Annotated in this window: 28 protein-coding genes and 2 pseudogenes; 11 read left to right on the forward strand and 19 right to left on the reverse strand. The window is 61.3% G+C overall.

All coding sequences use genetic code 11. From position 1 onward, the window contains the following. Nucleotides 1–35 precede the first annotated feature (35 nt). The 12 genes from BRX37_RS21805 to BRX37_RS21850 form a co-directional block, all read right to left on the reverse strand. The gene (locus BRX37_RS21805) at nucleotides 36–371 is read right to left on the reverse strand and encodes a BrnA antitoxin family protein (protein ID WP_004206995.1); all 336 of its coding nucleotides are present in this window, start codon (nucleotides 369–371) and stop codon (nucleotides 36–38) included. Beyond that, nucleotides 352–651: a BrnT family toxin gene (locus BRX37_RS21810; protein ID WP_228221671.1), complete on the reverse strand. Its 300-nt coding sequence runs from the start codon at nucleotides 649–651 to the stop codon at nucleotides 352–354. Before BRX37_RS21810 ends, BRX37_RS21805 begins: the two co-directional genes overlap by 20 nt. A gap of 36 nt (nucleotides 652–687) precedes the next feature. Beyond that, complete coding sequence (locus BRX37_RS21815) at nucleotides 688–1,275, reverse strand: recombinase family protein (protein WP_025290601.1); 588 nt, start codon at nucleotides 1,273–1,275, stop codon at nucleotides 688–690. A 429-nt stretch (nucleotides 1,276–1,704) separates the two neighbouring features. Continuing rightward, nucleotides 1,705–2,106, reverse strand: coding sequence for a DUF2147 domain-containing protein (locus BRX37_RS21820; protein ID WP_004207001.1), 402 nt, complete (start codon nucleotides 2,104–2,106; stop codon nucleotides 1,705–1,707). A 12-nt stretch (nucleotides 2,107–2,118) separates the two neighbouring features. Beyond that, a complete protein-coding gene (locus BRX37_RS21825) occupies nucleotides 2,119–3,711 on the reverse strand; it encodes a GMC family oxidoreductase (protein WP_025290602.1) in 1,593 nt (530 codons plus the stop codon). 4 nt (nucleotides 3,712–3,715) lie between these two features. Beyond that, on the reverse strand, nucleotides 3,716–4,249 hold the full coding sequence (locus BRX37_RS21830; RefSeq protein ID WP_125989421.1) for an SMI1/KNR4 family protein: 534 nt from the start codon (nucleotides 4,247–4,249) through the stop codon (nucleotides 3,716–3,718). Nucleotides 4,250–4,360: 111 nt separating this feature from the next. Beyond that, complete coding sequence (locus BRX37_RS27415; protein WP_232313827.1) at nucleotides 4,361–4,795, reverse strand: MFS transporter; 435 nt, start codon at nucleotides 4,793–4,795, stop codon at nucleotides 4,361–4,363. A gap of 20 nt (nucleotides 4,796–4,815) precedes the next feature. Beyond that, nucleotides 4,816–5,151, reverse strand: coding sequence for an MFS transporter (locus BRX37_RS27420; protein ID WP_234831925.1), 336 nt, complete (start codon nucleotides 5,149–5,151; stop codon nucleotides 4,816–4,818). Nucleotides 5,152–5,179: 28 nt separating this feature from the next. Then, nucleotides 5,180–5,518, reverse strand: a complete 339-nt coding sequence (locus BRX37_RS27425; RefSeq protein ID WP_017503244.1) for a hypothetical protein — start codon at nucleotides 5,516–5,518, stop codon at nucleotides 5,180–5,182. Between the two features lie 124 nt (nucleotides 5,519–5,642). Further along, on the reverse strand, nucleotides 5,643–7,010 hold the full coding sequence (locus tag BRX37_RS21840) for a Dyp-type peroxidase (protein ID WP_017503243.1): 1,368 nt from the start codon (nucleotides 7,008–7,010) through the stop codon (nucleotides 5,643–5,645). 3 nt (nucleotides 7,011–7,013) lie between these two features. Next, a complete protein-coding gene (locus tag BRX37_RS21845; protein WP_017503242.1) occupies nucleotides 7,014–7,625 on the reverse strand; it encodes a hypothetical protein in 612 nt (203 codons plus the stop codon). A 40-nt stretch (nucleotides 7,626–7,665) separates the two neighbouring features. Beyond that, nucleotides 7,666–8,754: a catalase family protein gene (locus BRX37_RS21850; RefSeq protein WP_318276849.1), complete on the reverse strand. Its 1,089-nt coding sequence runs from the start codon at nucleotides 8,752–8,754 to the stop codon at nucleotides 7,666–7,668. 121 nt (nucleotides 8,755–8,875) lie between these two features. On the opposite strand from BRX37_RS21850, the gene BRX37_RS21855 reads away from it, so the two are divergent. The 6 genes and pseudogenes from BRX37_RS21855 to BRX37_RS21875 all read left to right on the forward strand — a co-directional run bounded on the left by BRX37_RS21855 (nucleotide 8,876) and on the right by BRX37_RS21875 (nucleotide 15,168). After that, entirely contained in the window at nucleotides 8,876–9,490 is a 615-nt protein-coding gene (locus BRX37_RS21855; protein ID WP_103096775.1) for a TetR/AcrR family transcriptional regulator, read from the forward strand. Next, nucleotides 9,487–9,984: an acyl-CoA thioesterase gene (locus BRX37_RS21860; RefSeq protein ID WP_004207018.1), complete on the forward strand. Its 498-nt coding sequence runs from the start codon at nucleotides 9,487–9,489 to the stop codon at nucleotides 9,982–9,984. Before BRX37_RS21855 ends, BRX37_RS21860 begins: the two co-directional genes overlap by 4 nt. Beyond that, nucleotides 9,981–10,477: pseudogene (locus BRX37_RS27430) on the forward strand (3-hydroxyacyl-CoA dehydrogenase NAD-binding domain-containing protein); the annotation flags it as partial. The gene BRX37_RS21860 and the pseudogene BRX37_RS27430, both read left to right, overlap by 4 nt. Nucleotides 10,478–10,513: 36 nt before the next feature. Further along, nucleotides 10,514–10,843 carry a 3-hydroxyacyl-CoA dehydrogenase family protein gene (locus BRX37_RS27435; protein WP_318276859.1) on the forward strand — a complete coding sequence of 110 codons (330 nt, stop codon included), beginning with the start codon at nucleotides 10,514–10,516 and terminating at the stop codon, nucleotides 10,841–10,843. 27 nt (nucleotides 10,844–10,870) lie between these two features. Beyond that, the gene (locus BRX37_RS21870; RefSeq protein WP_103096776.1) at nucleotides 10,871–12,637 is read left to right on the forward strand and encodes an oleate hydratase; all 1,767 of its coding nucleotides are present in this window, start codon (nucleotides 10,871–10,873) and stop codon (nucleotides 12,635–12,637) included. A 41-nt stretch (nucleotides 12,638–12,678) separates the two neighbouring features. Then, the gene (locus tag BRX37_RS21875; protein ID WP_039996361.1) at nucleotides 12,679–15,168 is read left to right on the forward strand and encodes a heavy metal translocating P-type ATPase; all 2,490 of its coding nucleotides are present in this window, start codon (nucleotides 12,679–12,681) and stop codon (nucleotides 15,166–15,168) included. 126 nt (nucleotides 15,169–15,294) lie between these two features. Here the strand turns inward: BRX37_RS21875 and BRX37_RS21885 are convergent, their stop codons facing one another. Both BRX37_RS21885 and BRX37_RS21890 read right to left on the reverse strand, forming a co-directional pair. Next, a complete protein-coding gene (locus tag BRX37_RS21885; protein ID WP_099232143.1) occupies nucleotides 15,295–15,606 on the reverse strand; it encodes a hypothetical protein in 312 nt (103 codons plus the stop codon). A gap of 3 nt (nucleotides 15,607–15,609) precedes the next feature. Continuing rightward, nucleotides 15,610–16,155: a hypothetical protein gene (locus BRX37_RS21890; RefSeq protein WP_245892595.1), complete on the reverse strand. Its 546-nt coding sequence runs from the start codon at nucleotides 16,153–16,155 to the stop codon at nucleotides 15,610–15,612. Nucleotides 16,156–16,241: 86 nt separating this feature from the next. On the opposite strand from BRX37_RS21890, the gene BRX37_RS21895 reads away from it, so the two are divergent. Genes BRX37_RS21895 through BRX37_RS21905 form a run of 3 tightly spaced genes read left to right on the forward strand, consistent with a single transcriptional unit; the run spans nucleotide 16,242 to nucleotide 18,291 of the window. After that, complete coding sequence (locus tag BRX37_RS21895; RefSeq protein ID WP_004207029.1) at nucleotides 16,242–16,880, forward strand: TetR/AcrR family transcriptional regulator; 639 nt, start codon at nucleotides 16,242–16,244, stop codon at nucleotides 16,878–16,880. Nucleotides 16,881–16,893: 13 nt separating this feature from the next. Continuing rightward, nucleotides 16,894–17,304, forward strand: coding sequence for an organic hydroperoxide resistance protein (locus BRX37_RS21900; RefSeq protein ID WP_025290610.1), 411 nt, complete (start codon nucleotides 16,894–16,896; stop codon nucleotides 17,302–17,304). A gap of 9 nt (nucleotides 17,305–17,313) precedes the next feature. After that, nucleotides 17,314–18,291 carry a zinc-binding dehydrogenase gene (locus BRX37_RS21905; RefSeq protein WP_004207037.1) on the forward strand — a complete coding sequence of 326 codons (978 nt, stop codon included), beginning with the start codon at nucleotides 17,314–17,316 and terminating at the stop codon, nucleotides 18,289–18,291. A gap of 86 nt (nucleotides 18,292–18,377) precedes the next feature. Here the strand turns inward: BRX37_RS21905 and BRX37_RS21910 are convergent, their stop codons facing one another. After that, the gene (locus BRX37_RS21910; protein WP_025290611.1) at nucleotides 18,378–19,394 is read right to left on the reverse strand and encodes an NADP-dependent oxidoreductase; all 1,017 of its coding nucleotides are present in this window, start codon (nucleotides 19,392–19,394) and stop codon (nucleotides 18,378–18,380) included. Between the two features lie 34 nt (nucleotides 19,395–19,428). On the opposite strand from BRX37_RS21910, the gene BRX37_RS21915 reads away from it, so the two are divergent. Further along, the gene (locus tag BRX37_RS21915) at nucleotides 19,429–20,412 is read left to right on the forward strand and encodes a LysR family transcriptional regulator (protein WP_125989423.1); all 984 of its coding nucleotides are present in this window, start codon (nucleotides 19,429–19,431) and stop codon (nucleotides 20,410–20,412) included. A gap of 23 nt (nucleotides 20,413–20,435) precedes the next feature. Here the strand turns inward: BRX37_RS21915 and BRX37_RS27445 are convergent. The 3 genes and pseudogenes from BRX37_RS27445 to BRX37_RS21935 form a co-directional block, all read right to left on the reverse strand. Then, nucleotides 20,436–20,819, reverse strand: a pseudogene (locus tag BRX37_RS27445) (AAA family ATPase); the annotation flags it as partial. 167 nt (nucleotides 20,820–20,986) lie between these two features. After that, on the reverse strand, nucleotides 20,987–21,706 hold the full coding sequence (locus BRX37_RS21930; protein WP_103096777.1) for a haloacid dehalogenase type II: 720 nt from the start codon (nucleotides 21,704–21,706) through the stop codon (nucleotides 20,987–20,989). Further along, nucleotides 21,703–22,560 (reverse strand): NAD(P)-dependent oxidoreductase, encoded by an 858-nt coding sequence (locus BRX37_RS21935; protein ID WP_025290612.1) that lies wholly within the window; start codon nucleotides 22,558–22,560, stop codon nucleotides 21,703–21,705. The genes BRX37_RS21930 and BRX37_RS21935 overlap by 4 nt, the downstream gene beginning before the upstream one ends. Nucleotides 22,561–22,657: 97 nt before the next feature. Between BRX37_RS21935 and BRX37_RS21940 the strand changes: the two genes are divergently transcribed. Continuing rightward, nucleotides 22,658–23,506, forward strand: a complete 849-nt coding sequence (locus tag BRX37_RS21940) for a LysR family transcriptional regulator (protein ID WP_245892597.1) — start codon at nucleotides 22,658–22,660, stop codon at nucleotides 23,504–23,506. Nucleotides 23,507–24,256: 750 nt separating this feature from the next. On the opposite strand, the gene BRX37_RS21945 is transcribed toward BRX37_RS21940, so the two are convergent. Then, entirely contained in the window at nucleotides 24,257–24,868 is a 612-nt protein-coding gene (locus BRX37_RS21945; RefSeq protein WP_125989425.1) for a DeoR/GlpR family DNA-binding transcription regulator, read from the reverse strand. Nucleotides 24,869–24,910 lie beyond the last annotated feature (42 nt).

A 24,910-nucleotide genomic window follows, 5' to 3' on the forward strand; every position in this document is an offset into this window, starting at 1 on the left:
TTATATCACGATAACCGATAGCCTAACTATCTAAATTAACGTGGCTTTTCCTGCCTTCTGGCGGTCGCCAGCATCTCACGGCGAAGTATGGCGTTCATGCGGGCTTGGTAGCCCTTACCCTGCGATTTGAGCCAGGCGAGCACATCAGCATCAAGGCGTGCCGTCACCTGCTGCTTGATGGGCTTATAGAAGCGCCCACGCTGCCCGTTCCGCCAGAAATCCTCTGTCAGCGCCGGAGAGTCGCTATAGTCGATCCCGCTATCCGGCATCGCCTGCAGGGCATCCAGTTCGGCCTGTTGCGCTTCGGTCAACGGCGGCAGATTGTCCGGATCGAGTTGGAAACGGACGGTATCAGCGTCTTTCTTCTTCATAACGTCGCCTTTCCGTTCGATCGGCCTTTCGAGCCGAAATGATATGAATGATCTCCACATACTCGCCGTCATCGTCTTGCTCGACGACAGTGTGGGCCACGAGGAGGAGCAGATGCCCTTCCACGAGGCCCAAGGTTTGCCATCGTCGCTCGCCACCTTCGATCCGATCCTGATCGCTCAGCGCGAAAGGATCTGTGAACGCACGAGTAGCGATCGCAAAGCTGACGCCGTGCTTCTTCAGATTGCTCTCGGCTTTGGCCGGGTGCCAGGAGAAGCGCATGGATGGCATTACGGAAATATAATTATGTTTTTGTCGTTACGCAAGGCGCGGCGGTTTGAGCCATCCGGCCCGCGCGAGCGTATCTGCGAGGGTCGATCGGGGCACGTTGAACGTGCGGCTGATCGACGACTTGCTAGCGCCACCGGCAAGGGCGGCGGTGATCTGATCGAGCTTTTCCGCATCGATCGTTCGCGGGCGGCCACCGTAGCGCCCGCGCCGTCTGGCGGCCGCAAGGCCTGCCATGATGCGCTCGCGCGTCAATGCCCGTTCATACTGGGCCAGCGCGCCGAACAGCGAAAACAGCAGCTCGCCATGCGGCGTTCCCGTGTCCATCTGCTCGGTCAATGACCGGAATGACACGTCACGCTCCCTGAGATCGGTCAGGATCGACAGCAAATGCGGCAGGGAGCGGCCGAGCCGATCCAGTTTCCACACGACCAGCGTATCGCCGGCTGCGAGATATTCGAGGCAGGCCCGCAGGCTCGCCCGGTCCTCGCGAGCGCCGGATGCCTTGTCGGAATAGAGATGCCGGCTATCGACGCCGGCTGCGATCAGCGCATCGCGCTGAAGATCGACCGATTGCCGGTCATCTGTTGAAGAGACGCGCATGTAGCCTATAAGCATGTCGGAAAACCCCTGATAGCTTGTTGTGGGACAGTCCTCCTTTCCGGCAGAGTTTATCGGACGCTACGGATTTTGGGCGTGCGTAGATTGCTGGAATTTCCGGGGGGATGCCTGCTAGCGGCGGAATGTGTCGTCGGGCGCATCAGGCGGGGCGCTTATCGTGTGATTTCCATTAGGTTAATCTGTTCGTGCAGCCGCTGCCGCAGCGGACCGTCTTCTGGCCGCGACGATCAATAACGGATTATCCGCCTGCTTACGCTGACCAAGTCGCATGCCCGTCGCCGAATTGATCCCGTGGCGGCTGCACACATCGCTGTCGCCATGCCCGCTTCCTGCTCCGCGCCTCTTCAATTTATCGTAGAAGCTTTTGATGTGTCTTATTAAAATCCTTGGCTTGCCGCTCTCGGTCAGACGATGATTGGACGGATTTCAGTTCACTTTCGTCCATATCTGCGATTTGCACATGATCCGCCCTGTCAGGCACCCCTTTCCCTCCATCCGCCGATCGTCGAGCGTGGTGATTGTTCCAGAGAAGGTTTGGCCGATGTCGGGTACAAAAACACTGCCGCGCCACACGCCCTTCTTTTCAGGAACAAAATCGCGAAACAGGATCAGACCTACCAGATCGTTTGTCCCGCCGCGCCGCGCATCCGCCTTGGCTTTGTCACTTGCCCAGACCACGACCCCGCACATTCTGCTTCCGCACGGCTGGGCTCGCACATGTACGCTGTCCTGCGGATTCTTCCACACTCCGAAAGAAGCGCGCTGTGCCTCGACGGACGCAGATGCTGCAAGTAGCAGCATGGCTGCCAATACGAAACTGAACCTCATCGCCATTCTTCCTCAAGGCCGGATCATCATTTGCGCGACATTTTCCGCGATCGCCATGGTAGGCGCGTTAGTGTTGCCCGACACGATCGACGGCATGATCGATGCATCGACCACGCGCAAACCGTCAATGCCACGTACACGGGCTGCCGGATCGACCACGGATGCCGAGTCACTGCCCATGCGGCATGTTCCTACCGGATGATAGATTGTTTCAGCGCGCGCGCGGATGTCGTCGATCAGAGCCTCGTCGGTCTGGACCGCGGGTCCCGGTCGCACCTCCTCGCGCAAGTGACGGGCGAGCGCCGGCGCATGAAGGAGCTTGCGGGCTAGCTTCGCGCCATTCAGCAAGACGCCCACATCATCGGGATGACTGAGATAATTGCCCTCTATGCGCGGATGAGCCGTGGGATCGGCGATCTTGAGCCCGATCCTGCCGCGGCTCTTCGGTAGAAGGTCGCAGACATGCACGGTCATTCCGTAGCCGAAGGCTGTCTTGCGGCCATGGTCACGCAGGATCGCCGGCAGGAAATGGAATTGAAGATTGGGCCGCTCCCGGCCGGCGTCGGATTTGAGGAAAGCGCCGCCCTCCGAGGCATTTGACGTCAATTCGCCTTCATGATGAAGGAAATAGCTCCATGCGCCGCGTATCGCACGAGGCAGGAAACTGGGCGCCACCCCAAATCCTTCGCGATCGGCCGTGGTTGCCACAGCCGTATAGTCGAGGTGATCGGCGAGATTGGCTCCGACTTCGGGCGCATCCAGAACGATCTCTATGCCATGCTGCCTGAGTTCGCTCGCCGAGCCGACGCCCGACAGCATCAGAATCTGCGGCGAATTGACCGCGCCAGCCGAAAGGATCACCTCTCCACCGGGGCGCAGCAGCAGGTCCCGGCCGCCGACGCGGACCCCGATGGCGCGACGGTCCTTGAACAGTATCCGTTCGACGAGGCCGTTCGTTTCGATGGCGAGATTCTTGCGCGAGCGAGCCGGATCGAGAAACGCTCGCGCCGTGCTGAACCGTTGCCCGTCTTTCTGGGTCACCTGATAGACACCAAAGCCTTCCTGGCTCACGCCATTGAAGTCGGGATTTCGCGGGTAGTGCAGTTCCACCCCAGCTTCGACGAAGTCTTCCGTAAGTGGGTTCACTCGCCCAAGATTGGAGACGCAAAGTGGCCCGGCATTGCCATGATGCTCGTCGTGGATAGCCTGATTGTTTTCGAGCGCGATAAAAAGCTCGCGCATGCGCGGCCAGTCCCAGTCAGCTCCGGCGGCCGCCCCCCAGCCCTCATAGTCCGCCCGATCGCCGCGAATGTAGACCATTGCATTGATCGAGCTGCTGCCACCCAGCGTCTTGCCGCGCGGCCAATAGAGCCGCCGGTTGTTAAGGTGAGGCTCGACTTCGGTCTCACAGTTCCAGTTCACCCATCCCGTGCGGGCAATGACGCCGACGCCAAGCGGCATGTGAATGAAGGGATTGCGATCGCGCGGCCCCGCCTCGATGAGGCAGACAGCTTTATCCGAATCAGCAGAAAGGCGGTTGGCCATGACGCAGCCGGCCGAGCCGCCGCCAATGATGTGGTTTCCGTCAGCGCCGAACCGTAACATCTAGCTACTCCTCTTCTATCCCCATCGCTTTCAAGTCCAATCCCAATTCCTTTAAACTGGGCAGGGGAGGAGGATCGAAGGCTATCAGTGCATCGATAAAGTCATGAAAGCTGTCGTATACGGGGGTTATCGCCCTAGAAGGCAGAGCTTCATCGTGCAGCCATACGGATATCTTTCCATCAATTCTGTCAATTAACAGCATATTACCCAGACCGATTTCCGCAAAAACCACAGATGTTTTTGGAATCTGCATGGATAATTGTTCGTTTATGCGAATTATTCCTAAGCTTCCGTCAACAGGGCCATATATAACTGAAACGCCAATTCTTCCTGAATCATCGGAATAGGCGCATTTTTCCGCAGGAAATTCAACATCATTATTGAAAACTATCGCTGATCCGAATTCAATAAATAAGTCACGAAGCTCAGACGGCAGCAATATTCTTAATGAACTCTCTATCTGGTCTAATTCGATCAAAGAATCTCCCGGCATGTGGAGTGATTCTGCATCGAATGATGGATCAAACTGAAAGGTCATATATTTTCTGCCTTACATCATTAGGGCGTCGCTATCGTGTCCGTTCCGCACCGCGCCTCAATCACGCCACCTGATTGGTATAGCCGTTAGCGGATGGGCACGACAATCAGGTCAATCTTGGCGCGTCGATGCTTTGATTGGTGCTGCGCTCCATCTACGATTGAATATCCGCCATCCGACTAAGCCCGCGACAACGCCCAGCAGGCCGCCCACGAGATAGGCGGTTGGCGCATCATTCGGCACAAAAAAGCAGCCGCCAGCAACATAGCCGCCGATTACGGCGGTGCGTGTCACCGCACCATAGATCGCGGCGACCTTGCCATGATCGGCGGGCGGGCATTCCGACTGGAACAAGGTTCGGACAGCGACGTTGTGGATGCTGTTTGCGCCGCCGCCTAGGATGAAGGCGACGGCAACGATTGCCAGCCCGATCGGCGCAAGGCCGATCCACAGCATGGTCGCGCCCATGACAGCGGCCGTGCCGAACGCCGCCAGTCCGACCCTATGGCCAATAACCCTTTCGGCCAGCCCAGCGCCGATCAACATCCCAACCGCCCATAGTGCCGTCAGCATTCCAAACGCGGTCGGCCCGCTCCCAGCGTCACCATCACGAGAAACACGAAAGCAACGTCGGCTATGGCGGTCGCAAACACTTCGAGGCTGAGCGCACCCGTAACCACCATCAACCGTCGATTGCGGAGCAGCGGCAGGTAGTCCGCGAATAGGGTCTCTTCCTCCTGATCGTCCCGTTGTGGCTTGCGGCGAAGCCTGCTCGCCATCACGACGAGGGCCAAAAGGGCAAAACTGGCGGCATCGGCTAAAAGCGCATTGCGCGATCCGATCCATCCCACCAGTACGCCCCCAGCGACTGGACCAGCGAGCATTCCAAGGCTGCGAACCATTTCCATAAGGGAATTGGCGAGTGCGAGGTCATTCCAAGCCGCTTGCCAGCACTGGAATCAACGCGAATGTTGCGGCGCTGCTGATCGTGAACAGCACGCTCAACAGCGCGGCCCCGGCGAGCGTGAACATGGGATAATAGGCGATAAATGCTATCACGCCCGCTTGCAGAACTGACACCATGACCAGAATGCGGGCCGCCTCCCGGCGGTCGATCAAGCGGCCCGCCCAGGGTGCGGCGATCAGACCGGGTAGTAGCTCCGCGGTCAGCAGCGTCGGCACCGCATAGCCGGATGCGTTCTCGGCAGTGCGGAACATCAACGTCAGCAACGTGATTTCATCGCCGGTCGTCGAAATCGTAAGCGCCACAAGGACCAACCATCCCCAGCCTTGCCGAAACTCAACTCCCACTCACTTAACCTTCCGCACAGCCCCGCACTTTCCGGGTCACTCTGCACACTTCAAATCTCAACCGACAATCAGGTGAATAGCTTTAGCGTCGTTCTGCCAACCACTTAAGCGCCGATAGGCTTGGCATGAACAGATATTCGCCTCCCTTCATGACATTGAAAGTCTGCACACCGTCGATGCGCTTGCGCGCGGGCGCCTGCGGGATGGTGAACCGACCGTCCTCCTCATGCAGGCCGACGATTGGATCGCGCTCTTCGCCAAGGTCGACGAAATTCCCGCGATTGATCCATTCCTGCTGCATGAACTCGATCGTGTCATAGGCACGCGCGCTGATGAAGATGAAGAACAGGCCGCGATCGCCTTTCTTATCGTCCTGCGGCGTGACATCCTCGGAATAGACCGGCCCGAAGGTCGAGGAACGACGGATGATCCTGTGGATGTTGACGTCGGTGAGCAGCGTCAACTCGGAGTCGCGGGGATTGAGCCGGCGCATATGGCAGCCAAGCGGCACAACGCGACCTTTGGGGTCATCCTTGAAGCTGAAGTCGTTGTTGCGCTGCGGGTCGGCGCCGAGGTCGGGATCGTCGTGATCGGGCGACAGCGTCAAGGGCGCGCCGGAACGCCAGCGACCGAACATCTTGGCGGCTAATAGCTCGCGTTCCTCCGGCGTCTCGCCATGCGCCTTGAGGAAGGCGTTAAAACAGCCGACCCGGCTGTTGTACTTGCGCATAACGACGAAGGTGCCGTTCTTGCCCAGCCCGGCGGGCTCGGGCATGCCAAGCGGTTGGCCGTTCTCGCTTTCATATCCAAGAATGAACTCGCCCGCCTTGATCGGGCGCTCCTCGCCCGGCAGCGGATCGACGCCGCTACCCTCGACGGCGGGCTGGGAGATCGAATCCCGGAAACCGAACGGGTTTTTCGCGCCATCCGGCGCGCCGAAACGATGCTCGCCGAGCAGGGTCACGCCGCTGCTCCGGTCGAGTTCGGTGCGCGCCGTCGCCAGCGCCTTATCGAGCGCAGCATCATCCACGGCGTAGATAGTCAGCGCGAGATGGCAGTTGCCGGGCTTGAACACCTCTTCCCAGTTTTCAGGCGCGTTGGGCCCGAAGTCGCGAAGCTGCTCCGCGCGTGCGGCCATGCCCTGCTGGAAGGGGAGCGGGAATGTCTTGAGCTGCGCTTCGGGAACGCCGAGCGCCTTCAGCCCCTCGAAGCTGAGTGCGGCCCCGATCCAGAAATCAAGATCCTCGCTCCAGTTGTCGGCAGATGCGATATGGGGCGCGAGCCGGCCGAGAAGATCGCGCGCGCCCTCCGCCTCGTCGAAATGGAGCATGGCGTGGATACCGACATAAGGCTCGGGCCGGCTTCGCAGGATCAGCGCCTGAATGTCGTGCAGATCGAGCGTAACGCTGTCGCGCCGGAAGCGCTCTTTCAGTTTCTGAAGGATCGCCATGGCTCAGCCCACCTTGTCCAGGAATTCGTTGACCGCATGCTCCATCCGCTGAAGGCGGCGCACGTCGACGACGGTCACCTGCGGGTTGGCGACGAACCAGCCGGCAGCGGTGATCTGATGCTCGGCGATGAAATCCTTGACCTTGGGGCTTGCGATGCCAGGCCAACCTTCGACCGAAGCGAAAAGCAGGTCCATCAGGTCGGGGATCTTGGTGGCGAAGTCGTTGATATAGGTGTCCCAGTCGCCGTCATAGGCGGTGGCGAACAGGATGCGTGTGTCGTTGTCGAAGAACACGAACCGCATATTGTGGAGCGTGCCGACCTTCTGCGCGCCATCGAAATTGCCGTTCACCAGCCCGAAGATGCGTTTCAGCCGGTCCGCGCCGCCTGGCTTCAAGTTTGCGATGGCTGTGAGCTCGGAGACATTGCCGGACTGGGCGCCGACACGGCCAGCCGAGCCCGCCGTGCCCTTGAGGTCGGGATTGTGCTTCGTCACCATCTGCTCAAGGGCGAGCTTGGCGAGCTGCGGCGCGTCGCCGGCCACTTCCTCGATCCGCCGCCGGATGGCTTGAAGGCGGGTTTCGTCGATCTGCGGGGTGTCTTCGGTTTCGGCCATGGCTGGCCTCCTTTCGTGATTGCGTGTGACGATCGGTGCGTCAGTCCGGGATGGCGTCGATGTTTGTCGGCTCGACACGAGGCTGGGCGTTCATCTCATGGCGGTAGCGGGTGGATCGCTCATAGGCGGCGATGCGCACCCGCATGATCGATCCGAGCGGCTGATGATCGCGGATACCGTGCCAGGGATTGAACGACAGCACGTCATCGCCATAGACCCGCCGCGCCGGCGAATAGGCGTCCTGCGGCGGGATGCGCAGGGTCGCGATCGGCTGGTGCGGCGAAAGGTCTTCCGGCCAGAGCACGGCGGCGTCCTCGACCGGCATCCTGTCGAGATCGGCACAGAGCTGAGCACGGAGCTGATACTCTGCGCCTTGCTCGCGGAAATGTTCAACCACCAGATCGCGCATGGTGGAATCCTCAACCGCGCCGACATCCTTGCCGGTCAGTGCACGGACGTTGTCGGAGAACGGCGCGGCACTGATCTTGGCGATATGGTCGCCGAAGCGGATCGCCGCCATCGAATGATAGGTTTCGCCCAGCAGATGGTTATTGTCGCGAGCGAGCCCGCGCAGCGTGGCGCCGGGCTCGACGCCGACCGCTTCGACTGCCGCCTCCACGCCGCGCGCGACCCCAGCCATCGCTCGCTGGAGAAAGGCCGGGTTCTGGGCATTCTGCTCCAGAAGGCCGATGAGCTGGCGATATTTACCGATCGTGCCGAAGCTCAAGGTCGGGATGTTGACGAGCAGGAAATCCTGGTTGTGGCCCTGGTCTTCGGGGAGAAGCCGCTCGCCATCGACACCGATCACCTTGATCGCCATGCCGCGTGGGGCGGGAATGGTATCGGAGTGGATGTCGCCCGGCGCCGAAGAGAGGCGGATCACCACGGAATAGGTGGCCGGGCGAGCGAAAAGCCCCTGGCGCAGATGCTCCGGCAGTTCCGGGACGACGAGTTCGCCCTTCAGGAACCCGTGGCTCTTGGCATGGGCGTCGCGCACCGCATGCCGATGGCGCTCGAACGCCTTGCGGTTGGTGCTCGCCATGATTTCGAGGATTTCGGCGGTGAGCCGCTCCTCGTCTTCGCCGAGCACTTCGACGCTGGTGGAGTAGGGGATATAGGTCTCAGCCAAGGGCGATCCTTCGAACCGGATTTTCGTTGCATTCGAGATATCAGGTGATATCTGGTTTTACGGTGAACGCCGACATGGGTGAAAGGTTTCCATGCCGTGCTGAATTGGAGGTCGATCGCTCATGCGCCTCACGCGAAAGGAAACGCAGCGCCAGACGCGGGATAAGCTGCTCGCCGCAGCACATTCGTCCATTGTGGAAGAAGGGGTGGCGGCCATGTCGATCCGCAACATCTGTAGTGCAGCGGGTCATTCGCAGGGGGCCTTCTATTCGAATTTTGCAAGCAAGGACGATCTGCTGGTCGAGATTCTGCAGGCTCATATCCAGGACGAGGTCGTGCTTCTGCGCGATCTGGTCGCCCACTGCTCCGGCGATGATATCGAGGCGACTCTGCAAGTGCTTGCGGCGCGGCTGGCTAAGCTGGCTGACGAACAGCATTGGTCGCTGCTTTCGATCGAATTGCAGCTTCATGCGCGGCGGGACCCCGCGTTCGCTGAACGGCATCGCGAAGGAAAGGCCGCCTGCCACCATTTGTTCGGAGAACTTGTGGCGGATCTGACGCGGCGCTTTGCGCTTCGGCCTGCCTTGCCGCCGCTGCAGACCGGGATCGGCCTCTATGCACTGTGGATGGGACTGGCGGTCGAGGGCGATGTCGAAGGCGCTATTCCCCGAGAGCAAATGCTTGTCGGCTTCTTTCGCGCGATGGCAGGCCTCGATGCGCCATCCACCCGGTCATGAGCCTTCCTGGCGAAGGACGCCGCAGGATCGGCTGCGATGCTTCAGGCGTGCCCTTGGCTGGAAAAGTGGACGAACGTCGGCGCTTCCATATCCGTTTCCAGGCAACCGAAGAAGACATCGATGAACTCGGCCATGTCAACAATGCGGTCTGGGTGACCTGGATTCAGGATGTGTCGGTGGCGCACTGGCTGACAGCCGCGCGTCCGAGGGATGCCGACACCTATGTTGCTATGGTGCTCAGGCACGAGGTCGATTACCGCGGCAATATCCGGGCGGGCGAAGAGACCTTTGCCATAACCTGGGTCGAAGGGAAGCCGCGCGGAGCGAGATACGCCCGGTGCGTCGAGTTCAAAGACAGTAACGGTCAGACGCTCGTCGCGGCCCTGTCGCAATGGGTGCTCATCGAGAAAGCTACCGGCAAGCTGGTTCGCGTGCCCGCCGAAGTCGCTGCGCCGTTTCTCTATGAAACCCGACGCAAGGAAGAGAATGAATGAGCGACATCCTGAAAGTGACGGTGCTAGGCACCGGTGTCCTCGGCAGCCAGATCGCCTTCCAGGCCGCCTATAGTGGCTTTGACGTTACCGCTTATGAGATCAGCGACGAAGCACTCGACCAGGCGAGGCATCGGTTCGAAACGCTTGTAGAAACCTACGTGAAAGAGGTGACGGGTGCGGCTGACGGCAAGGCAGCCGAAGCTTCGAGACGCATCACGCTCACCGCCGATCTTGGGGCTGCGGTTGCGAATGCCGATCTGGTCATCGAAGCGGTTCCGGAAGTGCTCGAGATCAAGCAGGCGCTCTACGAGAAACTGGCGGGGCTCGCGCCTGACAGAACGATCTTCGCCACCAATAGCTCGACTTTGCTGCCGAGCGACCTCAAAGCCTTCACCGGCCGCCCGGACCGTTTCGGGCGCTGCACTTCGCCAACAGCATCTGGAAGTTCAACACTGCCGAGGTGATGGGTACGGACGACACCGATCCGGCCGTGTTCGATACCCTGATCGCCTTCTCCTCCGCGATCGGCATGGTGCCGATCCCGGTGCGCAAGGAAAAAGCGGGCTACGTCCTCAACTCCCTGCTGGTGCCGTTCCTGAACGCGGCCACCGATCTGGCTGCCGGCGGCTATGCCGAGCCGGAAGATGTCGACAAGGTCTGGCGGATCGCCACCGGCGCGCCGATGGGGCCGTTCCAGATCTACGACATCATCGGATTGAACACCCCCTACAACATCCTGTCGCACGGTGATGAGCACGCACAGTCGCTCGCCGCGTGGCTGAAGGAAAACTACATCGACAAGGGCAAGCTCGGCATCGCGTCGGGCGAAGGCTTCTACAGCTACAAGCCCGCCGACTGATCCCAACAAGAAAAACAGGAGTTTGCCATGCATTATAGCAGTGGAAACTATGAAGCCTTTGTCCGTCCACGCAAGCCGGAAGGCGCCGACAAAAAGACGGCGTGGTTCGTCGGCTCGGGCCTCGCGGGGCTCGCCGGCGCCGCCTTCCTGATCCGCGACGGCGGCGTTTCGGGCGACCGCATCACCATATTGGAAGAGCTGGAAATCCCCGGCGGCGCGCTCGATGGTCTGGACGTGCCCGAAAAGGGCTTCGTCATTCGCGGCGGCCGCGAGATGGAGGAGCATTTCGAGTGCCTGTGGGACCTCTATCGCTCGATCCCCTCGCTGGAGATCGAGGATGCCAGCGTGCTCGACGAATTCTACCGGCTCAACAAGGACGATCCGAACTTTTCGCTCCAGCGTACGACGCAGAACCAGGGCCAGGACGTGCCCGACAAAGCGCTGTTGACGCTCAACGACAAGGCCCAGAAGGACCTGCTCTCGGTCTTCCTCGCGACGCGCGAGGAGATGGAGAACAAGCGTATCAACGAGGTCTTCGGCGAAGACTTCCTCAAAAGCAATTTCTGGCTCTACTGGCGCACCATGTTCGCCTTCGAGGAATGGCATTCCGCGCTGGAGATGAAGCTCTACCTGCACCGCTTCATCCATCATATCGGCAGTCTCGCCGACTTCTCCTCGCTCAAGTTCAACCGCTACAACCAGTATGAATCGATGGTCCTGCCGCTGGTGAAGTGGCTGACCGATCACGGCGTCACGTTCCGCTACGGCGTCGAGGTCACCGATGTCGATTTCGACATCCAGCCCGGCCGCAAGCAAGCGACCCGCATTCACTGGAAAGAGCGCGGCGTCGAAGGCGGCGTCGATCTCGGGCCAGACGATCTCGTCTTCATCACGATCGGGTCGCTGACCGAGAACTCGGACAATGGCGACCACAAGACGCCAGCGAAACTGAACGAGGGACCGGCGCCGGCCTGGGACCTGTGGCGGCGGATAGCTGCCAAGGATCCGGCCTTCGGTCGCCCCGATGTATTCGGGGGCCATATCCCGGAAACGAAATGGGCCTCCGCGTCGATCACTGCCCTCGATGCCCGTATTCCGGCCTATGTCGAGAAGATCACGAAGCGGAACCCCTTCACCGGCAAGATCGTCTCAGCGGGTATCGTCACGGTGAAGGACTCGGCGTGGCTGCTGAGCTGGACGGTTCATCGCCAGCCGCATTTCAAGAAGCAGCCCAAGGACCAGATGATCGCCTGGTTCTATGCGCTCTTCGTCGACAAGCCAGGCGACTATGTGAAGAAGCCGATGCAGGAATGCACCGGCGAGGAGATCACCCAGGAATGGCTCTATCACCTCGGCGTGCCGGTCGAGGACATTCCCGAACTCGCAGCCTCCGGCGCCAGCACCGTGCCCACGATGATGCCCTATATCACCGCCTTCTTCATGCCGCGCCAGGCGGGTGACCGGCCGGACGTGGTGCCGGAGGGCGCGGTCAACTTCGCCTTCATCGGCCAGTTCGCGGAATCGAAGCAGCGGGACTGCATCTTCACCACGGAATATTCGGTGAGAACCCCGATGGAGGCCGTCTATACGCTGATGAATGTCGAGCGCGGTGTGCCGGAGGTCTTCAACTCGACCTATGACATCCGTACGCTGTTGGCGGCGATCGGTCCGCTGAGGGACGGCAAGGGTATCGACCTTCCCGGACCGGCCTTTCTGCGCAAGCTGCTGATGAAGAAGCTCGAAGGCACCGAGATCGCCAAGCTGCTCGAAGAGTTCCATCTGATCGAGGAGTGAAGGCAAACCAATAGGCCCGCGGGGCGTGCGAAAGGTGATGAATGGCCGACGACGATCAGAAGAGCGAACGCGCCGCCGAGGTGACTGGGGCGCACGGCCATCATCACCATCATGAGCCGGACGGCGAAACGCCGTCCGGTCACGTCGACCATGATCCGGTCTGCGGCATGGTGGTCGATCCCGCCAGGACCGCTCACAATGCTGAGTATGAAGGCGAGCGCTACGTCTTCTGCTCGGCCGGCTGCAAGGCGAAGTTCGACGCCGACCCCGTGCATTATGCGGCACTGGCAGCGCATGCTGCACATCACCATGAGGGTGCTGCCGCCCATGGCGATCATTCCCACCATAGCCACACGCATGGACCTGATACCCATGAGCATCACCACGTTGCGGCAGTAACGGCAACCGCAACGGAAGGGACGATCTGGACATGCCCGATGCATCCGGAAATCCGCCGGGATGCGCCGGGTAGTTGCCCGATCTGCGGCATGGCGCTGGAGCCGCTGATCGCGGCGGCGGATGCCGGATCAAGCCCCGAACTCGCCGATATGACCCGACGCTTCTGGATCGGCCTCGTGCTCGCCTTGCCCGTGTTCCTGCTGGAGATGGGCGGTCACCTGATCCCGGCGCTGCACCATTTGGTGCCGATGCGCATCTCGATCTGGATCCAGTTCGCGCTGGCGACGCCGGTGGTCCTGTGGGCCGGATGGCCGTTCTTCGAACGTGGCTGGGCGTCGATCGTCAACCGCAGCCTCAACATGTTCACGCTGATCGCGATGGGCACCGGGGTCGCCTGGGGCTACAGCATCGTCGCGACATTCGCGCCGCAGCTCTACCCGCAGGCTTTCCGAGGCGCCGATGGCACGGTCGCGGTCTACTATGAGGCCGCGGCCGTGATCACCGTGCTGGTGCTGCTCGGTCAGGTCATGGAACTGCGCGCCCGGGAGCAGACCTCCGGCGCAATCCGCGCGCTTCTCAATCTCGCGCCGAAAACCGCCCGGCGGATCGGGCGGAACGATGCTGAAGAGGATATTCCTGTCGAAGCCGTCGTCATCGGTGATCGGCTCAGGGTCCGGCCCGGTGAAACCGTGCCGGTTGACGGCGTGGTCGAGCAGGGTCGCTCATCGATCGATGAATCGATGGTGACCGGCGAATCCATGCCGGTGACGCGTGTAGTCGGCGAAGCGGTCGTAGGAGGTACGCTGAACCAGACCGGCGCGCTCGTCATCCGGGCTGAAAAAGTCGGGCGCGACACCATGCTCGCCCGCATTGTCCAGATGGTCGCGGATGCCCAGCGCTCGCGCGCGCCGATCCAGCGCATGGCTGATCAGGTGTCGGGCTGGTTCGTGCCGGTCGTCATCGCCGTCGCGCTGCTCGCCTTCGCGGCCTGGGGTGTATGGGGGCCGGAGCCGCGGCTGGCGCATGGCCTGATCGCGGCCGTTTCCGTGCTGATCATTGCCTGCCCCTGCGCGCTCGGGCTCGCGACGCCGATGTCGATCATGGTGGGTATCGGCAAGGGGGCGGCCGCCGGCGTTCTGATCAAGAACGCGGAGGCGCTCGAGCGGATGGAGAAGATCGATACTCTGGTGGTCGACAAAACCGGGACGCTTACGCAAGGAAAGCCGGCGGTGACCCGGATCGTCGTGGCCCCGCGATTTGTCGAGGAGACCATCCTGCGGCTTGCAGCCGGCGTGGAGAAGGCGTCCGAGCATCCGCTTGCGCGGGCGATCGTGGCGGCTGCCGACGAGCGAAAGATCACCATCCCCGATGTCGCCGACTTCGACTCGCCGACCGGCAAGGGGGCGATCGGTCGTGTCGAGGGCCGGCATGTGGTGCTCGGCAGCACCACCTTCCTCGCCGAACATGGGGTTGATACAGCGCCGCTCGCGGCACAGGCCGATGAGCTACGCCGCGACGGCGCAACCGCCATCTATATCGGCATCGATAAAGCCATCGGCGGCATCTTCGCCATCGCCGACACGATCAAGGCGACCACGCCTGAGGCACTGAAGGCCCTGCATGCGGAAGGCATCCGCATCGTCATGCTGACCGGTGACAATCGCACCACAGCCGAAGCCGTTGCGAGAAAGCTCGGCATCGATGAGGTCGAGGCCGATGTGCTGCCGGACCAGAAAGCCGCGGTCGTCGAGCGCCTGAAGGCGCAGGGCAAGGTGGTGGCGATGGCGGGTGACGGCGTAAATGACGCGCCGGCGCTTGCCGCCGCCGATGTTGGTATCGCCATGGGATCGGGGACCGACGTTGCGATCGAAAGTGCGGGCGTGACGCTGCTCAAGGGCGATCTCACCGGCATTGTCCGCGCGCGACGCCTGTCGCAGGCGACGATGGCCAACATCCGCCAGAACCTCGCCTTCGCGTTCATCTACAATGCGGCAGGCGTACCGATTGCGGCCGGTGCGCTCTATCCCACGTTTGGGCTGCTGCTGTCGCCGATCATCGCTGCTGCCGCGATGGCGCTGTCGTCCGTCAGCGTCATCGGCAATTCGCTGCGGCTCCGGACAGTGAAGGCATGACGGACCGAGGCCCCGACCTTGTGGCGGGGTCTTGCGTGGGGTCTTAGTCGGCGCGCCTGCCGTTGGGGCGGGACCAGATCAGCGAGAAGGTGTCTTCGCCCTCGTTGTCGAAGAGGTTGGCATAGATCAGAGCGCCGATCTTCTCATGATGCCCTCGGCTGTCAGGGCGTCCGCGATCTGACGGTCGAGTGATCCCACAGCATTGAGCGTTCGCACCATCTCCTCGATGCGTGCGAAGTGAGCCAGATCGTCATAGTTGGCGGTATTGCGGATGATCACATGCTCTGTTCGCGCGCCGGTCTGCCACAGGATCGCGAACCAGATACGGCCTTGCGCACGGCTCTTGTCGACCGTCACGCTGTCGATCACGAGCCGCATCATCTCTTTGCGTTCGTCGATGCCAGCCCGCTTCGAGAACGCGGGCAACAGGGTCGGCAATGGTCAGGATACGCGTTCGCGCGGCGGCGGCCAGGGCGTTAACCTGCTCGACATGCCACCGCGCGTAATCCTGTTAGACGCGTCGGCTTCGCGTATTTTCTCTTCCCACAACGTTTCCAGCGAACGTGCGACGAGCCGCTTTTCCGACTCCACGGCATCATATTGTCGGCGTGCACGCTCCGCTTCGTAATGCGCCTTCTCCCGATTCAGCGCCCATTGACGTTCCAGCAGCCGGTTTTCGCCGTTCATCTGTTCATGAGCCGCAAGCGCAAGGTCGATGCGATCGGGTTGCAGAGCTTCGATCAACAGCCGCTCGACCTCTGCATCAACCTGGTTTGCGCGCACATTCTGGCAGTGCCCGCTCTGCTCGCTATCGATGCAGTGATAGACGGGGGTCTTCTTATGGGCAGAGTGAGTGAAGACCCATGCGGTGTCCGCATATCCCGCAGACCACGATGCCTTGAAGCATCGCTGCGCCACGCAGGGCGCTCCGCGCCGGCCAGCGCTGAAGTTGCCGATATTGTCGGCGAGCCGCCCGACGTTGCTCATATATGCCTCCCATTGGCTATGCCGATGAGCCCGCGTAGGTGGTGACGCCATAGCCATATAGACGACTGGTCTATTATTCGTTATATATGCTGATCATGAATTTGACACCCAAAGCAGAAGCGACCCGGCAAAACATCCTCGACACGGGCTACAGCCTTGTGTTGAGCAAGGGCTTCTCCGCGCTCGGCCTTCAGGAAATCTTGAAGGTTTCCGGCGTGCCGAAGGGGTCTTTCTATCATTATTTCCCGTCCAAGGAGGCGTTCGGCTGCGCACTTCTTCGTGATTACGTGGACGGTTACGGCAAGAAACTGGACTCGCTGTTATCCGCGGAAGCCATAAGCGGTCGCGAGCGGTTGATGCGCTATTGGCGAGCGTGGCTCGATGATCCCGGGGAAGGTGATCAAGCCGGAGACGGCTGGGCCGAGGATTGCCTCGCCGTCAAACTGTCCGCCGAAGTCGCGGACCTGTCGGAGGCCATGCGGGCCGTTCTGAGCGATGGCGTCGCACGATTGCTGCAACGCATCGCCTCCATGATCGCCGAGGCGCGCGAGGACGGATCGCTTCCACCGGGGGCGGAGCCGTCCGCGCTGGCGCAGGTTCTCTACCAGATGTGGCTTGGCGCTGCGCTGCTCGCCAAACTCACCCGTTCTCGTGCGCCGATGCAACGGGCGATGATCGCCACCGAGCAGATTCTGGTCTGCACGCCGCAATCCAACCATCCGTGAAAGGAACCGAAGAATGAAAATTTTCTACAAGACCCGCGCAACGGCGACCGGTGGCCGTTCAGGCCACACGGCGCTCGACGACGGCAGCCTCGGCCTCGATCTCGCCATGCCGAACTCCGGCAAGCCGGGCGCCAACCCGGAGCAGCTGTTCGCGATGGGGTATGCAGCTTGTTTCGACAGTGCGCTCAACCATGTCGCCCAGCAGAAAAAGCTGGCGCTGATGGGTAGCAAAACGTCCGCGGAGGTCGGAATCGGGCAGACGCCTGAGGGCGGCTTCAAGCTGGACATCGACATTCATGTGGAAATCGCGGGTCTCGATGAGGCCGCCGCGCAGGAACTGGTCGAGGCGACGCATCGGGCCTGCCCCTATTCCAACGCCACACGCAACAACATCGACGTGCGCCTGCACGTCATCACGGTTTAAGGAGGCGTCATGCGTAGCGCCATTCACACCACATTCGGCGAACCGGCCGACGTTCTCGCTTTGGAAGAAAGCCCGGTTCCCGAACCCGGCCCGGGCCAGGTGCGGATCAAGACGATCCTTTCGCCGATCCACAATCACGATCTTTGGACCGTGCGCGGCAGCTACGGCTACAAGCCTGAACTGCCCGCTATTGGCGGTTCGGAAGCCGTCGGTACGGTCGATGCGCTCGGTGAAGGCGTGACCGGCATCACCATCGGTCAGCGCGTCTCGGTCGCCTCGGTTCATGGCTCATGGGCTGAATATTTCCTCGCGCCCGCTGCCGGGTTGGTCCCTGTCCCGGATTCGATCTCCGATGAGGCGGCGGCGCAGCTTATCGCCATGCCGTTCAGCGCGATCACTCTTCTGGACTTCCTCGAAGTGGCAAGTGGCGACTGGGTGATCCAGAACACCGCCAATGGCGCGGTCGGCAAAACGCTGGCAATGCTGGCGGCCGCGCGCGGTGTGCATATCGTCAATCTCGTGCGCCGCGATGCCGGCGTGGAAGAGCTGGCGGCTCTCGGCATCGCCAATGCCGTCTCGACTGCGACCGATGGTTGGCAGGATCGGGTGCGTGCGATCACCGGCGATGCGCCGATACGCGCGGCTGTGGATTCGATCGGCGGACAGGCCAGCGCTGAACTCCTGTCGCTTCTGGGTGAGGATGGGCTGCTGGTGTCCTTCGGCACCATGGCCGGAGAGCCGATGCAGATTTCCTCTGGCAATCTTATTTTCAAACAGGCCGTCGTGAAGGGCTTCTGGGGCTCCAAGGTGAGTGCCGCCATGCCCGCCGAAGCCAAGCGCCGGCTGCTTGGAGAACTTATCCGCCTCGTCGCCAGTGGCGAGCTGAAACTGCCGGCAGGGGCGGTATTCGGGCTGGATCAGGTCGCTGACGCCGTTCGCGCATCGCTGACAGCGGGCAAAGCAGGCAAGGTTCTTCTCAAGCCCTGAGCGACGAAGGAAAGACCGGCGATCGCCAACATCCTGATGTTCTCCAGCCATCAGCGTTGCCAAGGGCCAGACTATCCGTGGTTTGGTCAGGCGACGGAGAGGACGATCTTGCCCTGGATATTGCCACGGGCGGCGCGTTCGTGGGCACGGGCGGCGTCGGCGAGCGGGAAGATGCTGTCGACGACGATGCGGATGGTGCCGTCGTCAAGCAGGCGGGCCGCCTCGGCCAGTTGCGCGCCACTCGAACGGACCTGTGTCGTCGAGACGGTAATGCCCAGCGTCTCGGCTTCGGCATGTCCGGTGAAGCCCAGCGGATAGACCGGGTATAGAGAACCGCCACGCTTCAGGGTGCGGAAGAAGCGGCCGGTATCCGGTCCGCCCACGGCGTCGAGCACGACGTCCACGTCGCGCACGATCTCGTCGGCCGCCGTCCTGGTGTAATCGATGAACTGATCGGCGCCGAGCTCGCGCATCAGCGCCTCGTTCCTGCCCGACGCGACCGCGATGACGCGCGCGCCCTTCCACTTCGCCAGTTGCACGGCGAGGTGCCCGACACCGCCGCCGGCGCCGTTGACAAGGACCGTTCGGCCTTCGAGCTGCGCGTGTGCATGGGTAAATGACTGGAACGGGTTGGGTTCGTCATGACCCAGATCGATCAGGAACTGCCAGGCCGTCAGCAGCGACATGGGCGCAGCCGCCGCGTGAACATGGTCGATGCCCGGTTTGCGCGCGAGGTCCGATGCCGGCACGCTGACATATTCGGCATAGGCCTTGCTGCCTTCCATGACGTTTTGCGGGAAACGGACCATCGCGTAGACCTCGTCGCCGACGCTAAATCCCTCCACGCCATCGTCGAGCGCGGCGACGACGCCGGACACGTCCGATCCGAGGATCAGCGGAAAGGCGGGATGCGGTTGCCACTCGGGGGGAAGCGAGCGGTAGCCGTCACGGAGATACCAGTCCGGCGGATTGAGGCCGACCGCGTGGACGCGGACCAGTACCTCACCAGCCGCCAAGGTGGGGCGGGGCGCATCCTCGTAGCGGAGCACGTCCGGGCCGCCGAACGCGTGCAGGCGAACCGCCTTCATTGTCTCGCTCATCATTGCCTCCTTCGGAAACTTCTAAACTGAAGGAGATGTGGCGACGCGCATTAAGATTGATAATATTGGTAGAAATCGTTTTAGTATTTCCATGAAGGAACAAATAGCATTTGAGCGCCTCACGGGGTTGATCGCCTTCGCCCGTGTCGGGTCGCTGGGCAGCTTCACGGCCGCCGCCCGGTCGCTGTCGATTTCGCCATCGGCGGTCAGCAAGAGCGTCCAGCGTCTCGAGCAGACGCTTGGGGTGCCGCTTATCACGCGCACCACCCGTTCGTTGGCTCTGACGCCCGAGGGCCGGGATTTGCATGAACGGGCGCTCCTGCTTCTTCGCGACGCGGAGGAGATCGAGCAGATGGCGATCACGGCGCGCTCGGAGCCGGCTGGCACGCTGAGGATCGCCGCCTCGCTGCCGATCGGCATCCATGTGCTTGCTCCGAAGCTGCCCGCATTCCGGGAGCGCCACCCCCAGGTGATGGTCGAGCTTCGCCTGAACGACCAGTTCGTCGACCTCGTCGAGGCCGGGATCGATATCGCGGTACGGATCGGCGATCTCGCGGACACGCGGCTCCTGGCGCGCCGGCTCGCGCCGCATCGCTTTTGCTGCTTTGCATCGCCCTCCTATCTGGCATCCCGGGGCAGGCCGTCCCATCCGGACGAACTGGTTGGCCACGATACGGTGAACCTGCGCTACCAAAGCAGCGGCCAGGTGTTGCGCTGGCCTTTCCGCGTCGGGGATCGCGAGGTCGAGATCGTGCCGTCGTCGGGTATCGTCATGGACGCCAGCGAGGCGCTGATGGCGGCGCTGGCCGCCGGTGGTGGTGTCGGCATCAGCGCGGACTTCGTCGCGGCGCCTTACGTGGCGCGCGGCGAGCTGGTGCCGGTTCTGTCGGAATTCGCTGTCGAGCGGCACAATATCACGGCCGTCTGGCCGGAGAGCCGTCGCACCAATCCGGCGGTGCGCGCTTTCCTGGCCCATCTGCAGGGCACCATGCCACGATCAAAGAATATCCACCCCTCATGATCTTCGGCCGCGATGTGATCTGCCATCGCCATCTCGGTGGCGCGGCGCAGGAAAGCCGCCGGATCGGCCCAAGGTAACGCGCTGCCACCGGAGGCCAGTTCTTCGGCTATGATGCGACGGCCACGTTCCTCGACGATTGTACGGCCGCGCGCGCTCAACTCAGCCAGAAGAGTCGATTTCCCGCCGCTTGAGCAGCCCGAAATTGCCACAAGGCCTTTGTTCAACAAGCACCATCCTTTCGTGCCACGTCGGTGGCTGCGAGACGGGCTTCCAACCGCTTCCTGGCCGAAAGTCGCGACCACCGTTTCGATAGACAGAAACAGGGTGCGGCTGTCCTGCGGATAATCGATGAGTTCGGCGCAGCGCAAATAGAAACGACGTGCAGCGTTGTCCTTCGCGTGGACCATCACCGCGCCGAAGCCGATAATCCGGGACGGCGATGCGATCCGCCTCAGCGCATCCGACAGCACGTTCTCCCCAAGCCCCTGGCCGGCGTGATCGAAGCTTACCGCCAGCCGTCCCAACGGGAGCACATTATGCGGCACACGGGGATGCTTCTCTTGATATGCCAGCGTTACGTGTCCAAAACATCAGCAAAGGCTTCCAGATCCTTGGCAACGAAGTCCCAATCCTGCTCGGCAGAAAGATCGCTCGTTTGTTTGGGGCCGTGTTCGGTAATGCGGGGCACGCAAGCAGTCCTGAAGCCGCAATTCCTCGCGGCGAGAAGATCGCTGTTGTGCGCGGCCACCAGACAGACCTCGTCAGGACGCATTCCCAGTATCTCCGCGGTCCTCAGATAGGCTTCAGGGGTCGGCTGATAGGCGCGAGCGACTTCGGCACCCAGGATGGCGTCCCATGGCAGGTTTGACCGCCTGGCAATGTCGATCATCAGGCTGATGTTGCCGTTTGAAAGCGGAGCTATGATGAAACCGGACTTCAGCCGCCGAAGACCGGAAACGACGTCGGGCCAGGGGTCGAGCTTGTGCCAGGCCATGTTCAACGCGTCAATTTCCGAGGACGGGATCGTCTCTGGATCGAGCCCGACATCCAACAACGTCAATTCCAGATTCTCCCGATGCAGAACGTCCAGCCGGGTAAAAGGCCGGCGGCCACTGCGCACTTCCTCCATCGACGGGGAATAACGGCGGCGCCAGGCATCGGCGAACTCTGCCGGATCGCAAGCTACTTCGTATCGGCGGAGGAATGGCGCCACTTCACGCGCAACGCCGCCGCGCCAATCGACAAGGGTGCCAAAAACATCGAACACGAGGGCTCGCACGCCTTTCAGGATCATGGCGCCAAATCTCCGCTGTCAGTCTGAGACAATACCCGGTCGAGAGCAGCGATGAGCGTCCTGTCCGCGTCCTTCGCTATGCTCGCGAAGATTTGGGAGGCTGCATCGAAAATGCCGGAGGCCGGATCGTTTTCTCCCAGGAAAGCGGTGATCTCGCGCATTTCCGGAACCCATCGGTAGGCTTTGCCATACATGTCCGGAATAGCATGCATCAACTGGCCCCGGAGGTTGGGGAGGCTTTCACTCATTTGCTGCGACAGGGCCTGTGCGCAGCCGGCGCGCTCCGAAGCCAGAAACATCGCGGTCCCCAAAGCAACAAGTCCTTTGTTGATCCCGGCGTAGACCATCTTCAATGCCGATGCTGCACCCACCGGACCATCGATCTGGCGCAGCTTCAGGCCAAAGCTGGCGAGGACATCGGCACGACCGTCCGGGTCGCCGCTGATGTAGAATGTCGGGCCGTCCCGGCCCTGTTGCGGAGGAAGGCCGATGATCGCTCCATCCAGCACATCGCAGCCCGTTCCGGACAGTGCCGCCGACACGTCTTGCATGGTAGCCGGATTGATCGCGTTGAAATCGATGAACGCCGGTTTCGTCGGGCTCTGGCGCAGCACGGGTGCCAGCATTTGCGCCAGACCGATCGCCGCGTCCGGCGGAACGATCGACAGGATGAGGTCGCAGCCGGGCAGATCGGACAGGTCGGCGGCGATCATGCCTGCATCGCGTGCGCGCAACGTGCTCCGCTCACTGCGGCTGTCGATGACGGTCAGAACCTGCGCGCCTCTGCCGACAAGTTCGCGTGCGACAGCACTTCCCATCGCTCCCGGCGCGATGACGGCGAGACGCGTTGTCATCTGGTCTCCCTTCAGGTTGCCATCGTTGTGCTTTGAACTGTACATTCATCAAACGAGATTGTTTATGATATCTGCGATCTCGAATCTGGATGACAAAATGAACACGCTCGATCTCGATGCGGTGAAAATCTTCCTGATGATCGTCGAATTGCGCAGCTTCACCAAGGCAGCGGCGGCAATGGATCTGGCGCAGTCGGCGGTCAGCACAAAGCTCCGGAAACTGGAAACGGAACTCGGCCACCAACTGGTCGAGCGTACCCCGCGTTCCGTGCAGCTATCGGCAGCCGGTGCAATGTTTCTCCAGCCTGCCCGCGACCTGATCACTGCCCATGATCTGGCCCTGAGCTCCTTCGGCAGCCGACAAAGAAGGCTCTCCATTGGCTTCAGCAATCATATCTTCGGTCCGCAGATCCCGGCGATGCTTTCCCGCCTGCATTCTCAGGATCCCGGCCTCGTTCTGGAAATGAAAGTCGGTACGACCCGTGAAATCATGGAAGCAATGGATTGTGGTTCGATCGGTGCGGCCTTCGTGCTCCCGCTCGATGAAACGAGACGCGGGGGAGAGGTCGTCGGACAACAGGCGTTCGGCTGGATGGCAGCACCGGGATGGACATGGGACCGTTCGACGTCCTTACCCATCGTCGTTCAGCCTAGCCCCTGCGCCGTCCGGGCGATGACAATCCGTGCGCTTGAGGATGCATCTATTCCATGGATGGAAGCCTTCGTCGGCGGCGGGGTTGCGACGATTGCGGCTGCCGCCGCCGCGGGGCTGGCTGTTGCCGCCCTTGGGCGGCAGGTCGCACCAGCGGACGTGATCGACATGGGGGCGGCGCTGCACCTGCCACCATTGCCTGCTCAGGATATCCTTCTGTATTCCAGCTTGTCTGACGGAGCTTCGAGAAAGTCGCTGCGTCTGATCGGCGCTATGTTCGGCTCGGTCCTGTGACGCGGCACAGAGGAAAAGTCGCCTGACGTCATAAAGATCAGCGATTTCACACCGTTTCCCCTCAGCTTTGGATCAGGAAGGGGAGGGGAAATCGCTGGTCGACTGCGTATCCGACGCAAACAAGGTCGAGCAGTGTCAAGGCTGCGCCATGCGAATTGTCCTGCCCCGATCGGGAGCAACGAGGCCTCCGCGCTCCATGAAGGTTGCAAAGCGCCCCGTGTCGCGCTCGCTCGTCGGCTCGCGGTCATCATGCATGCCATGCTGCGCGATGGCACTTTGTTCCAGGCGTGAGGTAGGATAGAACCAGTTTGCCAGCGGTGCAGCGTCAAAGCTGATCCGAGGGCGGTGTCCGCAGAGGGAACGCAGGGACGAACGATCTGCGAAGGCAGTCAGTTGTTTCAAAGCCCGCACCGAGTCAATGCAACGTTCGCCTCTGTGAGACCCGATACAGCACGACCAAGCTCCAGTTCGGCCAGATCCATGAGAACCTTAAACGATCGGCACCGCCTAGCAACTGCAATTACAGATCCTGACCCTGAAGCGCGGGGGCGTCGCGGCGCTCGATTGCATGCATGCCACGAAAGACTATGGGCAGGGCATTGGTCATCGGCTAGATCGGGGCTGATCCGTTGCTCCTGAAAGATAGCGCAGTCCCTCTGAAGGTCATCACCAAAGCAGCCCCAGGAGGCTGTTCGCCCACTTGACGTATTGCCATGCAACCAAGTGTACCCGCGCTATCGCTTGGGAAGGTCAGCAAGTAATGCTGGTCTCGATCAGACTGACGCCATGACGTTCGCATGTGGAACGGAGATTCGGATCGTCGATCCGATCAGTGACGAAGAAATCGATCACATCCATTCCACACACGCGCACTGGAGCCGAGCGCCCCACCTTGCTGGAATCAGCTACAAGGATCACCTTGCGCGCGTTACGGATGATCGTCTGCGAGACTTCCACTTCATCGATCGCGAAATCGAGCAGACTTCCGTCAATATCGATCGCCGAGATGCCGATGAGCGCATAGTCGACGCGAAAATTTTCGATGAAGCGCATTGCGAGCGCTCCCACCACGGCACGATCGCCGGTGCGCACCTTGCCGCCTACGCAGACAAGTTCCATCGCCTGATGATCTGAAAGGGTGTCAACGACGTTGAGATTGTTCGAGACCACCATGAGGTTGCGATGATGCACAAAATTTGCAGCCACAGCCTCGGTTGTGGTGCCGATATTCACGAACAGGGAAGCGCCATTGGGGATCAGCGCGGCAGCTGCTGCCCGGCTCTGTTGCAAAAATCGTGAAGCTTGAGCATGCTTGGCGGAGATTGGACGGACGGAACGATGACGGATTTCAAGTGGCGCCATTTCCAGGGTGATGTGATCCTGTGGGCGGTGCGCTGGTATTGT

Source organism: Sphingomonas sp. S-NIH.Pt3_0716 (genome assembly GCF_003950715.1).
Classification (GTDB): Bacteria; Pseudomonadota; Alphaproteobacteria; order Sphingomonadales; family Sphingomonadaceae; genus Sphingobium; species Sphingobium yanoikuyae_A.